This window comes from Chryseobacterium camelliae, assembly GCF_030818575.1.
GTDB lineage: Bacteria > Bacteroidota > Bacteroidia > Flavobacteriales > Weeksellaceae > Chryseobacterium > Chryseobacterium camelliae_A.
Map to the genome: position 1 here is coordinate 3,213,954 of NZ_JAUTAL010000001.1, position 12,236 is coordinate 3,226,189.

General features: G+C 39.0%; 14 protein-coding genes. 8 read left to right on the forward strand and 6 right to left on the reverse strand.

The window, feature by feature from the left end:
- Positions 1-29: 29 nt before the first annotated feature.
- From QE404_RS14690 to QE404_RS14705, 4 genes are all read right to left on the reverse strand, one after another.
- Positions 30-1,235 (reverse strand): DUF4252 domain-containing protein, encoded by a 1,206-nt coding sequence (locus QE404_RS14690; protein ID WP_307453967.1) that lies wholly within the window; start codon positions 1,233-1,235, stop codon positions 30-32.
- 59 nt (positions 1,236-1,294) lie between these two features.
- Positions 1,295-1,966: a hypothetical protein gene (locus tag QE404_RS14695; RefSeq protein ID WP_307451691.1), complete on the reverse strand. Its 672-nt coding sequence runs from the start codon at positions 1,964-1,966 to the stop codon at positions 1,295-1,297.
- Complete coding sequence (locus tag QE404_RS14700) at positions 1,941-2,450, reverse strand: RNA polymerase sigma factor (RefSeq protein ID WP_307451693.1); 510 nt, start codon at positions 2,448-2,450, stop codon at positions 1,941-1,943. Before QE404_RS14700 ends, QE404_RS14695 begins: the two co-directional genes overlap by 26 nt.
- An 88-nt stretch (positions 2,451-2,538) precedes the next feature.
- Positions 2,539-2,901 carry a helix-turn-helix domain-containing protein gene (locus QE404_RS14705; protein ID WP_307451695.1) on the reverse strand — a complete coding sequence of 121 codons (363 nt, stop codon included), beginning with the start codon at positions 2,899-2,901 and terminating at the stop codon, positions 2,539-2,541.
- Positions 2,902-3,035: 134 nt separating this feature from the next.
- Here QE404_RS14705 and QE404_RS14710 point away from each other — a divergent pair, with 134 nt between their 5' ends.
- From QE404_RS14710 to QE404_RS14730, 5 genes are all read left to right on the forward strand, one after another.
- Positions 3,036-4,337, forward strand: coding sequence for a hypothetical protein (locus QE404_RS14710; protein ID WP_307451697.1), 1,302 nt, complete (start codon positions 3,036-3,038; stop codon positions 4,335-4,337).
- A gap of 16 nt (positions 4,338-4,353) precedes the next feature.
- Positions 4,354-4,914, forward strand: coding sequence for a DUF6705 family protein (locus QE404_RS14715; protein ID WP_307451699.1), 561 nt, complete (start codon positions 4,354-4,356; stop codon positions 4,912-4,914).
- A 30-nt stretch (positions 4,915-4,944) separates the two neighbouring features.
- Positions 4,945-5,499, forward strand: a complete 555-nt coding sequence (locus QE404_RS14720) for a DUF6705 family protein (protein WP_307451700.1) — start codon at positions 4,945-4,947, stop codon at positions 5,497-5,499.
- A gap of 89 nt (positions 5,500-5,588) precedes the next feature.
- On the forward strand, positions 5,589-6,416 hold the full coding sequence (locus QE404_RS14725) for a hypothetical protein (RefSeq protein WP_307451702.1): 828 nt from the start codon (positions 5,589-5,591) through the stop codon (positions 6,414-6,416).
- Positions 6,417-6,444: 28 nt separating this feature from the next.
- A complete protein-coding gene (locus QE404_RS14730; protein ID WP_307451703.1) occupies positions 6,445-7,266 on the forward strand; it encodes a hypothetical protein in 822 nt (273 codons plus the stop codon).
- Between the two features lie 37 nt (positions 7,267-7,303).
- On the opposite strand, the gene QE404_RS14735 is transcribed toward QE404_RS14730, so the two are convergent.
- Together QE404_RS14735 and QE404_RS14740 are read right to left on the reverse strand one after the other, a co-directional pair.
- Positions 7,304-8,467, reverse strand: a complete 1,164-nt coding sequence (locus QE404_RS14735) for a GlmU family protein (protein WP_307451705.1) — start codon at positions 8,465-8,467, stop codon at positions 7,304-7,306.
- A gap of 210 nt (positions 8,468-8,677) precedes the next feature.
- Positions 8,678-8,929, reverse strand: coding sequence for a type B 50S ribosomal protein L31 (locus tag QE404_RS14740; RefSeq protein ID WP_002976190.1), 252 nt, complete (start codon positions 8,927-8,929; stop codon positions 8,678-8,680).
- A 192-nt stretch (positions 8,930-9,121) separates the two neighbouring features.
- Between QE404_RS14740 and QE404_RS14745 the strand changes: the two genes are divergently transcribed.
- The 3 genes from QE404_RS14745 to QE404_RS14755 all read left to right on the forward strand — a co-directional run bounded on the left by QE404_RS14745 (position 9,122) and on the right by QE404_RS14755 (position 12,189).
- Complete coding sequence (locus QE404_RS14745) at positions 9,122-10,531, forward strand: hypothetical protein (protein WP_307451715.1); 1,410 nt, start codon at positions 9,122-9,124, stop codon at positions 10,529-10,531.
- On the forward strand, positions 10,531-10,857 hold the full coding sequence (locus QE404_RS14750) for a nucleotide pyrophosphohydrolase (protein ID WP_307451717.1): 327 nt from the start codon (positions 10,531-10,533) through the stop codon (positions 10,855-10,857). Before QE404_RS14745 ends, QE404_RS14750 begins: the two co-directional genes overlap by 1 nt.
- Positions 10,858-10,968: 111 nt before the next feature.
- Positions 10,969-12,189 carry a 3-phosphoshikimate 1-carboxyvinyltransferase gene (locus QE404_RS14755; protein WP_307451719.1) on the forward strand — a complete coding sequence of 407 codons (1,221 nt, stop codon included), beginning with the start codon at positions 10,969-10,971 and terminating at the stop codon, positions 12,187-12,189.
- Positions 12,190-12,236: the final 47 nt, after the last annotated feature.

The following is a 12,236-nucleotide window of genomic DNA, read 5'->3' on the forward strand; positions in this document are numbered from 1 at the left end:
TGATATCAGAACGGATCTCAGGATTTCCTTTAATACCTCACAGATCCACCGGAAGATGCCTTAACTTTAAGTCTGCGGGTAGCAAAGACACCCAGGCTCGCTCCTGAAGTAGATTCCGCTTCCACATTTTCTATTCTAAGTCCTTCGGCTTTACATACTGCACCGCTGCTGATATCAAGGCTTCCGGAAAGGGCTTCCCCGCTTAGAGAGGTGCTGGAACCACTGGAACCCTTTACAGTGATAGTGCCTGCATTAATATCGGCTTTCAAATCTGAACCTGAAGAGGCTTCAACCCTTGCTGCACCCGAAATATTGAAGTTTCCTTTAATTACGGATCCGGAAGATGCATCAAGAACAAGATCTTTTTCTTCAATAGTATTCAAAGTGGCAAAACTTGCTCCTGAAGAGGTTTTAATCTCATTCAGCCTCGGAGAGGATACATTAACGCTGATATTCTTAAACTTGAGGTTTTTCACACCTTTATTATCGATATAAACTTTAAGGATGCCGCCCTCAACCTTCGTAATGATATACTGAAGCTTATCCGCATCTGCGATTACTTTTACACTGGTCTGGCCTTCCTGCCTGAAAACCACATTCACGCCAGTGCTTACCTGGATCCCGCTGAACTGCGGCACATTCCTGGCCTCACCGTTAAGGTAAGAAGTCGTATCACCGGAAGAGACGCTGGTTTTGGTATTTGTTCTTGTACTGGTATTGGTTTCGCTTGAATTGATGATCTTATTGATATCATCCATGGAGAGTTTCCCATCCAGTTTGATCAGGATGTTTTCACCTTGCCCGCTGTCAATGCTTAAAAGAAGGTCGTCCATAATGCCGTTCTTGGCTTCTGAAGAAAGGAATTTGATTTTGCTTCCTGAACTTTTAACCGCCATGATTTCATTGTACTTCAGATTGGACAAGTACGATGCTATATCCCTGTTTAGCTCAGACAGATTCACAAGGTTATTTTTTCCGGTTCCCGTTTCCGAACCTTCCGTAATGAGGATCTTCAATCCATTGATCTTTGAGAGCAGCGGTTTGATCTGATCCAACTGTGAATCATCGATATTGAGGCTGCTCAGCATGCCAAACATAGGTTTCGCGATTTTAATCGTGGTTACCCCTTCCACCTCCTGATACTTATCAAAAAGTTTATCAAATTTATCTTCCTGCCCGTACACATTGAAAAAGTGTGAAAAGGCTAATGCAAATATTATCAGTAATTTTTTCATGAGTCAATTTTATTTATGAGTAAGTATGCCCTGATCAGGTTGCATTACCTTATTTAAGTTTAATAATTATCATCCACTACCTTCGTTTGCGCCAGTTTTTTACTGACGTGGTTGGCAAATACCTGGAATGAATATTTGGTTACGTTAATCGCTTCTTCCACATTTTCAATACGCTTACCATTAACAATCACATAATTGGCATTATAGCCTGTAGAATCTTTTGCCGGAGCATAATAAGTAGTATTTTTCACAAATTTCGGCTTCTTTTCTTTTTTAAGCCGTCCTCTTTTAGAAAGGATTTTATCCATCACATCATTCTCGGCAATACTGTTCTCCTGAAAAACAGAATCTTTTTTGGCTCCTGAAACGGAATCGCTGACAGTGTTGACCGCTACCTGTTCCTGATGTTCATTATTTTCTTCTATAAAGGTATTTTTCTGCTGCCTGATCTGGTGTTCCACCATTTTTGATCGGTCATCAATATCCGTTTTCTGGAGGTAGCTTACCACAAAGCCTGTCCCTAACAGCAAAGCTAATGCTGCAGCCATCCAGAACCATTTCGGAAAGGAAGGTTTACTTTTAGTTCCGATTGTGATGATTGGCGTCCCCGGATCATCCTGATGGGTTCCTTCCGCTTTTTCCAGGAAGTCATCAAAATCCCAGTCCATTTTTTCTTCCTTGATACTCTGGAAGATTTCGTTGTATTTATCTTGAAATTGGTCTTTGCTCATAGCTCATCAGTTGTGAGATTTGTTCTTTTACTTTCTGTCTTGCACGCATAAGGTTCACTCTTACAGCGTTTTCTTCCATATCGAGGATTTCGGAAATTTCAGAAACCTCGTATTCTTCTACGTCTTTCAGGTGTATCACCATTTTCTGCTTTTCCGGAAGCTGGCTGATAAACCCTATGATCTGCTCCTTCAGGTTATTCACATCCATACTGTACAGTTCAGACCGGTGCAACTGAAGGTCTGCAAAACCCTGCTTTACTTCATGGTGCTTGAGACGATTCAGGCATTCATTGCGGACCGCCTTCAGGGCATAGGATTTCAGATTCCCAAACTGCCCCAGTTCATCCTTTTTCTGCCAGAATTTAATCATAAGGTCCTGTACCACATCTTCTGCCTCATCACTGCTCATGACGAATCTTTTCGCAAAACGATACATATCGTCTTTGAGAATAAATACCGTAGCCTTGAAAATTTCCTGGGTCATGAGTTTTGCTTCTATAGGTAAGACAATTAGAAGTAAGATCTTATTACACCATAAATAAAAAAAACTTCAAAAAAATTGAAGTTTTTTTTTATTTACCGAGCAATTTTCTGAGGAATGCAATCTCCTCATCTTTATCCTTAAGCCGCTGCTCATACTGTTCTACTAGCTTTTCTGGGTGTTGATTTTGATAAATAAATCCACTATGATCTCCATTAGTACTGTTAATAGTAATATTATCACCGCTCAGGAAATCCAGCACACTGACTTCCAGCGCCTTTGCAATATCTTCCACCTGATGAAAATCCGGTTTGGTTTTATCATTTTCAAAATTGGAATAGGTCTTCTGGGAAACCTGGAGCACTTCTGCCAGGTATTCCTGCGTAAAGTTTTTATTGATCCTCGCTTTTTTCAGTTTTTCTCCCAGTGTCATAGCATAATGTATTTTTATCAAAAGTACATATTTTTTTCTTTCAGAAAAAGGCTACGGAAATCAGTAATTTTTTACTGTATTTTCTCAGATTGTTTTTCACACCTTTGTAGAATAAGAAAAATAATATATCTTTAACCTACTAAAAACCAAAACTTATGATGAGAAAATTAATTTCGTGGCTGTCTTTCATGATGGCCTTCTCCCTTGTACTGCTTTCCTGCGTCCATGATGAGATCTATACGGCCTCTGATCCGGCTTCTAAGGAATACCATTCCAAAAGTGTCTTCAGAGAAGATGAAAAATACATTAAAAATGTAATGCAGATCTATTTTGAACATGAAGCTGAGATTAAAAAAGGAAATGCCGTACCTTTATGGGACTATGCCATGACCATGGGAAACTATGATGAAAGCTTTTTAATTGTCCCTTTGGCAGAAGGAGGAAAAGTTACCGCCTGTCTTCAGGTTCCAAGAAACGGAGATCACGTTACTTTCCTGGAGGATCGTGACTCTGAACATATTAAATTCTTCCAGAGGTATATTGCTTCTAAAAAAAGAAAAGCTGTAAAATCAGAGCCTTACAGTTCAGCTGAAAGTAAAGGAATTACAGAGTGCCAGATCTCTGCGGTATCCATGTGGTATCCTGCAGATGAATACGGATCCAATGCCGGGCATTGGGAAACCAATTATATTGTTACCTGTCCTCCTGAGCCAACCGATGGAGACGGAAACGGAGGCGGAGAACAGCCTACCTACCCTTATCCGGGAGGAGGAGGAAGCACAAGCCCGCAGAATCCTAAAAATCCCTGTGATAAGTTGAAGAATCAATCACAGAACCAGGCTTTTAAAAATAAAGTAGCTGCATTGGATAAACCTGAAGTATTAAATTATGATCATGAAATGGGTTACGCCGCAGGATATCCGCCTGCTAACACAGGCGTTACCGGGACACAATATCCTCCTATGGAAAATACATTAGGCTCACATTCTGTCTCATTACCAGATGGCAACCAATATTTTGGATTCATGCATACACATAACAACGAAAGTAATGGAGGAATTCCTGTAAAGATCTTTTCCCCTGCCGATTTAGCTACTTTCTTAACTAGTTGTGTCGCTAACGCAGATGCACATGGAAGTATTGGAGACGCTTTTGCAATGGTAGTTACTTCTGAAGGAAATTATATGTTACAGTATACTGGTAGTTCTTCTGGCTTTGGAATTGGATCCAATACTATTAAGTTTTGGAAGTTATGGTATGAAAGAGAAATAAAAGCAATTCAAGATGAAGATGGAACAATCAATCAAAATAAAGTTGAAAACCTATTTTTAAGATTTTTAAAAGAAAAAGTAAAAATAGATGGTATAGAATTATACCAGATAGCTAAGACAACAGGCCAGGCTCAAAAATTGAATCTGAATAATGATAATACTGTAGTCTCTATTCCATGTCCCTAAAAGTAAAAAAATTATTATGAAAAAAATACTTATAATCATATCCATTCACTTGATACTCTTAAGTTGTGCTCAGGTGTACCCTTTGAACACCAATACTGATGTACCAACCGATGCTTATATTAAGGATCTTAATAACGAACTTATCCCATATGAAGGAACCTGGAAAGGTACATGGGACAATAAGACCATTTTTATTTATTTAAAAAAAATAAAAAAATATTTGGATCATAGGGAAAACAATCCTTATTACAAAGATATATTAATTGGAAAATTCAAAGTTATAGATTCCAATGGCCAAGTTTTATTTGATAACACTAATCTATCTGATAATGATGCTAAGATTGAAGGAACTCGTTTTTTTTCTATACCATATAAGAAATATTCGTTATTTTATTTGGATCCAGATATTTGTAATTCTACTGGTGATATATTAATAAAGTTTTTAAATAATGCTTCAACACAATTAGACTGGAAGTTTTCAGATACAACCGATATTATTGATTCTTCATGTCAATATTATAATGCCAATCAATTTCCCCAGCCGCTGCCTAAAGAAATTATTTTAACTAAACAATAATGTGAAGCCCCGGAAATGGGGCTTTGTCTGATGATGAAAATTATATTTTTATTAATACTATTTAGTTTTGCTTTATCTTGCAAAGCTCAACAAATTTATTCTCTAAGACCTAAAGAAATAGATCTTCCAGAAAATTCTTATGAAAAAGATACTAATAATGAACTTCTAGATTATGTAGGAACTTGGAACAATAAAATTATTACCATCACTTTTAAGAAAATTACTAATAAATATGACACGACTTTTAAGCATTATAGAGATTACTTAATAGGAAAGTTTATTGTAAAAGATTCTAATGGAAATATTTTATTTGACAATACAAATCTTTCTGATGATCAAGCTAAAATTGAAGGCGTAAGTTTTAGAAAATATGGGACTAAATATTCTTTGATATATATTGACCCTGATTTATGTCATATGACAGGCAGCGCAAGAATTAGTTTTACAGATGCAACTAAAACAAAGCTGGAATGGAAATATTCCCAAGATAATGACTGGGTAGAAAATGAATGTTTTTATCATGGCCTTCCTTATTCACAAAGACCAGAACCTCTGCCTTCAAATATTATTTTGACAAGACAATAATGCGAATCTCCTGAAATGGGGCTTCATTTAATAAATGTAAATATTATTATTCAGTGCAATAATTTTTGTATAGTACAAATACAGACGTAATGAAAAAACAAATTAGAATTCAAACTCCCTGCCCTGAAAACTGGGACCATATGCAGAATACTTCTGACGGAAAATTCTGCGAAAAATGCTCCAAATGCGTGGTTGATTTTACAGATAAAACAGATGAGCAGGTAGAGAAGATTATAGGAGATGCTGGAGGAAGAGAAATATGCGGCAGAATTTCCATTCGGTCATTATCTGTGGCAACAGCAGGAATTGTTCTTATTACCAATCTTACATTCATACAGGCTCAAACTAAAAGTAATCCCGGAGTTAATACTGAACAAAAGATAGACCGTATTACAAAAGTTTCGGGTAAGCTTACTTTTAAAAGGGCTAAAAAGGGGATAGCGGATGCTGAGGTATTCTTTATCTGTAAATCGAAATACATTAAAACAAAAACGGATAAAGACGGAAATTTCGTTTTAAACATTCCAAATGATTTGATCAGGAGAAAAAATGTTTTGTACTTTAGTTTTAACCAATTAAATGATGAAACCTATAAAAATTTAGACAGAGCACCTTCCAGTCTGATGAATGGTGATATTTATGAAAATACATCTGTTATTTTTACTAAAAAGGAACAAATTAAAGAAAGGGAATTTCAGATAGATTCACAGCATGCCTATGTAGGAGGCATTGCTGTTATGGAAGAAAGGCCACCTGATTACTATTATTTTGATGGGAAAAGCATCAGTAAAAACAAGTTTGAAAAGTTGAAAAAAGGAAATCCGGACTATCAGTTTTTCACTTTCAATGGTAAAGAGGCTGAAGTAATAGCAGGAAAGAATTATCTCGAAACTGTCCAGTTGCTATTTTCAAAGTGAAAGTTGAATCTCTTATTATCCACATTCGATGAAAAAACAGTTTAAAATTCAAACTCCCTGCCCTGAAGTCTGGGACCATATGCAGGATACTCCTGACGGAAAATTCTGCGAAAAGTGCTCCAAATGCGTGGTTGATTTTACAAATAAAACAGATCAGCAGGTACATAAGATTATTGGAGATGCTGGGGAAAGAGAAATATGCGGCAGGATTTATACAAAGCCCCTATCTATTGTGGCGGCAGGAATAATTCTTGTGACTCATCTCAGCCTGGTACAAGCCCAGACTAAGAGTAATCCTGAATTTCTTACAGAAGCCACGTCATCCCATATGACGAAAATTTCAGGCAGGTTAATTTTCGGAGAGACCCAACAACCTATTCCAAATGCTGATGCTTTTTTTATTACAAAACACAGATTTTTAAAATCAACGACAAATGAAAATGGCTATTTTTCATTAGAAATCCCCGATGATCTTTTGGAAGATGAAAATGTATTGTATCTTAATTTCGATAATTTAAACGAGAAACGAAGAAAAGAACACAACGAAAAAGATACGATAATCGGACATAATTACGGGGATCAAACAATCATTTTTTCAAAAAATGAACGCATTGAAAACAGACTATTTCAGGTTGGCCATAAAGTATTTGAAATGGGAGCAGTATTCATCGTAAAAGACCCGCCCCCGAACTATTATTACTTTAACGGTAAAAGAATGGATCAAATAAAATTTGAACAGCTGCACAAAGAAAACCCCGAATATCCGTATTTTGTATTTGAAGGAAAAGCAGCCGACATTATTTCACAGGACACATCTATAGATCAACTTTATCTACTCTATTCAAAATAAAAAAGAAAACCTCAGCAATCCTGAGGTTTTTTATCTGTTAATGGTACGTATCAAAAATATGCTTGAAAATCGCTTTGTCTTCTTCCGTTAAAGCGACTTTCCTCCTCGCCATGGCACGTTCCGCCACTTCGTAGGCTTTATCCAGCTTGAAGCGTTCATCTTCCTTCCTTCCGCCCCAGGAAAAGTTTTCTACCAGGTTCGGCGGGAAGCCTTCCCGGAAGATATTGGAGGCTACGCCAACTACGGTTCCGGTATTCAGCTGGGTATTGATGGCCGTTTTGGAATGGTCGCCCATGATCAGGCCGGCAAACTGGAGGCCTGTATCTTCAAATGCTTTGGTACGGTAACTCCAGAGCCTTACGTGGCTGTAGTTGTTTTTCAGGTTGGAGGAATTGGTATCGGCGCCGAAGTTGCACCACTCCCCGATCACGGAATTCCCGATGAATCCGTCGTGGCCTTTGCTGGTATATCCGAAAATAATGATGTTGTTCACCTCACCGCCTACTTTGCAATGCGGACCAATGGTTGTGGCGCCATAAATTTTAGCCCCAAGGTTAAACTTGGATTCTTCACCCAGAACAATCGGGCCACGGAGATGGCAGCCCTCCATCACTTCTGCATTTTTCCCGATATAGATTTTCCCGGTTTTCGTATTGAGGGTAGAAAACTCGATTTCCGCACCTTCTTCAATAAACAGGTCTTTCTTATCGCCTAAAAATCCATTGGTTGATGACAGTTTCTGTGAAGTCCGCCCGTTGGTCAGCAATTCAAAATCAAAATCAATCGCTTGTTTATTATAGGTAAAAAGGTCGGAGGGTTTTTTAAAGAAGATCAGCTCCTCTTTAATATCCGTCATTTTTTCAATCTGATGGAGTGAAAAACCTTCCATATTGATTTTTGCAGCAATCAGTTCATCTTCGTATACCAGAGCTTCTCCCTGCTTCAGGTCTTTGATCTGCCGGATCACCGTTTCTGTCGGTAAAAAATTGGTTACGAGGAAAAGGCTCTCCTTTTTTTCCGGTTCCGGGAATTTCTTCTGAAGGTACGTTTCCGTAAAATAAGACACCTCTGTGGTATCGAGGATTTTCTGCCATCTTTCCGCAAATGTGAGGATCCCGCAGCGCATGGCTGCCACAGGGCGGGTGAAAGTCAGTGGAAGAAAATCTTCCCAGTATTGAGCATCTGAAAATACCAATTGCATGTTATTGAAATTAGAAGTTAGATATTTAATATTTTTAAGCCTGAAACAAAAAATGAAGCATGATCATTCATAATAGCTGCTGTTCTTCCTGCTTTACGGCAGAAACAAAAATACGAATACTATCGCTAATTTCCTGCCTGGATGAGAATTATCCGGAAACAAAAAAGTCTCCCGGAATCCGGAAGACTTTTATATGGTAACATCAAAAAATTACTTAGCGAATTTTTTGTATTTGTTCATGAACTTATCTACTCTACCTGCAGTATCAACCAACTTCACTTTTCCTGTGTAGAATGGGTGAGAAGTAGAAGAGATCTCCATTTTGATCAATGGGTACTCCTGTCCTTCATATTCAATGGTATCTTTTGTTTCTGCAGTAGATTTGCAAAGAAACACCTCGTCGTTACTCATATCTTTGAAAACAACAAGTCTATAATTTTCTGGGTGAATTCCGTTTTTCATAATACAATTTTTAAAATCTTTGAAAAAATTAAATTTTGCTTTCGAAATAGTAATGGATATTTCTCTGCTAATTTTAGGTTGCAAAAGTACAACATTTTTTTAAATATCCAAACGGCCGATTCAATAATTTTTTCATAATAAGAAATTCAAAGTATTTTCGTTACATTTGAAATCTGTTTAAACATAATTTCAATGAAATTCAAACTATTACTGGCTTTTTCTTTCTGGATGCTTGTTATGGCGGTATCCTGTAATAAGGATGACATTAATTTTGATACGCCTTCCCAGGCACTGAGGTTTTCCAAGGATACGGTCTTCTGTGATACAGTATACCATCAGGTACGTTCTGAAACGTATGCCGTAAAGGTTTATAACAATGAAGACAAAGATGTGCTGATCCCAAGAATCAATCTTGAAAAAGGAGCATCCTCTCTTTATAAGATCAATGTAGACGGGAAATCCGGTTATGATTTTAAAAATGTTCCGCTGAGGAAGAAAGACAGCCTTTATATTTTTGTTGAAATTGCACCTGAAGCTTCCGGTCCCCAGGCGATTGCTGAAGACAGGATCTTATTTGACAGCCCCGCCGGACAACAGCACGTGACCTTGTTCTCTGTAGTTCAGGATGCAGAATTTTTTATCCAGACGCCCAACAATTCCAATACCATCAGCGGAAATACAACTTGGACCAATAACAAAGCGAAAATCATTTATGGTGACCTGACGATCAATTCTGGCGTAACATTAGACATCCAGGCCGGAACCAAAGTATATTTCCATAAAAACAGCGGGATGAAAGTCTCTTCAGGTGCCACCCTGAACATCAATGGTGCCCTGAATAATGAAGTGGTCCTCCGCGGCGACCGCAACGATCCTTATTATGATACGATCCCTAAAAACTGGAATTCGATACGGATGCAGGCCAACTCCAACCTCAACATGAATTTCGCCAGGCTTTTCGGAGGTACGAATGGTATTGAAATGAGACAGGCGAATGCCAACATCAGCAATTCGTTTATCCATACGTTCCAGGATTACGGGCTGTATGCCGTAGCGTCTACCGTAAATGCCAGAAACCTGGTGATGAATAACTGCGGGGAATCCTGCATCGGCATTTTCAAAGGCGGAAATCATAGCTATACCCATGCCACTATTGCCAACTATTCCGGAACCATGGGTTCACGCAACAGGAACGGTATTTTTGCCGGCAATGAATGGAAAAATGATGCCGGACAGACAGAACAGGGCGCTTTGCAACAACTGAATATCAGGAACTGCATCGTCTATTCTGACCGGGATAATGCCGTGAATTTCGAACCTACGATGGGACAGCAGTTTAACTTTCTGATCCAGAATTCCCTCCTGAAATATTCAGGCACATCAGAAGCCGGCTTCACATTCGATAATAATCCGAATGTGGTACAGAGCCTTAAAAACCAGGATCCGCTTTTCGTGAACTATTTCATAGCCCACCAGAACTTACGGGTACGGCAAAACTCACCAGCGCGCGGAAAAGGAAATGTTTCCGTAGCCGCAACCGTCCCTCTTGATATCGTAAATGCATCCAGAACTTCAAACCCTACCCTAGGCGCCTATCAATAATGGAAATCACCCATCTGCAGCAGCAAGTAGACGAATGGATCAAGACTATTGGTGTACGCTATTTCAATGAACTGACCAATATGGCCATGCTTACCGAAGAGGTAGGCGAAGTGGCGCGGATTATCGCCCGGAGATACGGTGAGCAAAGCGAAAAGGAAAGCGATAAAACCAAAGACCTGGGCGAAGAACTGGCCGATGTCCTGTTTGTGACGCTTTGCCTGGCCAACCAGACCGGCGTAAATCTCCAGGAAGCATTCGACAGAAAAATGAAGGTAAAAACTGATCGCGATAAGGAACGGCATCAGAATAATGAAAAGTTGAGATAGATGTTAGATTTAGACATCAGATAATAGATGGTAGTTAATCACTTAAAGTTTACAAAGACATCTGGAATCTGATATCTGCTATCTAACAGTCTTTTTTTTAAAAAAACAATAATGAAGTTAGGAAAATCAGAATTAAAAGAAAACATGGTTATACAGATCACGGGCTCGAAAAGTATTTCGAATCGTTTGCTGATCCTTGAAAACCTGTTCAAAAATATACGGATTGGAAACCTCTCCAATTCCCAGGACACTCAATTGCTGAAAAAAGCATTATCCGAAAATACGGAAACGGTAGATATCCACCATGCAGGTACCGCTATGCGATTCCTGACATCGTATTATTCTATTATAGACGGCAAAACAACCGTGCTTACGGGATCAAAACGAATGAAGGAAAGACCCATCGGATATCTAGTCAACGCATTAAGGGATTTGGGTGCTGAAATAGAATATCTTGAAAATGAAGGCTTCCCACCCTTAAAAATCACCGGAAAGAAGATCGTTAAAACTGCGGTGGACGTTCCTGCCCATATTTCAAGCCAGTTCATCACATCGCTTCTGCTGATTGCCGGGAAGCTGGAAAACGGACTGGAAATACATCTTGTGGGTGAGATAACGTCAAGGTCATATATTGAAATGACCCTGGATATCCTGACAAAAGCCGGAATTCAGAACAATTTTACCGGAAATACGATTAAAGTGGAGCCATTCGCCGGGGATCCGTCAGGAATAATAGATTACGAAGTGGAAAGCGACTGGAGCTCTGCTTCTTATTTCTATTCTTTTGCAGCCTTAGGGAGAAAAACCATTCACCTGAAAAGTTTCTACAGGGAATCGACACAAGGAGACTCGGCAATCGCAGCAATTTATAAGGAATTTTTTGGAATCAATACTACATTTACTGAAGAGGAGCATAAGGTGACCCTCGAACCTGTGCAGGCATTCATCTTCCCGGAAAAGATTGTACTGGATATGAACAATTGCCCGGATATTGCCCAGACGCTTTGCGTGACCGCAGCAGCACTGCATATTCCGTTTGAGATTTCAGGGCTTGGAACACTTAGGGTAAAGGAAACCGACCGCCTTTTAGCTTTGTACCATGAACTAAAAAAACTGGGTACAGAAACGGAAATTACGGACTCTACCATTGCCTCCGTGAGTTTCAGTGAACCCCAGAATGATATCTCCATTAAAACCTACCAGGATCACAGGATGGCCATGAGCTTCGCCCCTTTCTGCCTGATACAGGAATTAAACATCGAAGACGAAGCAGTCGTTGAAAAATCATATCCCACATTCTGGGAAGATCTCCACAGCCTTCTGACTGAATGACCTTTTCTGTAAGCTAAAAATACCAAAGGCTACCCTTATCCGGTAGC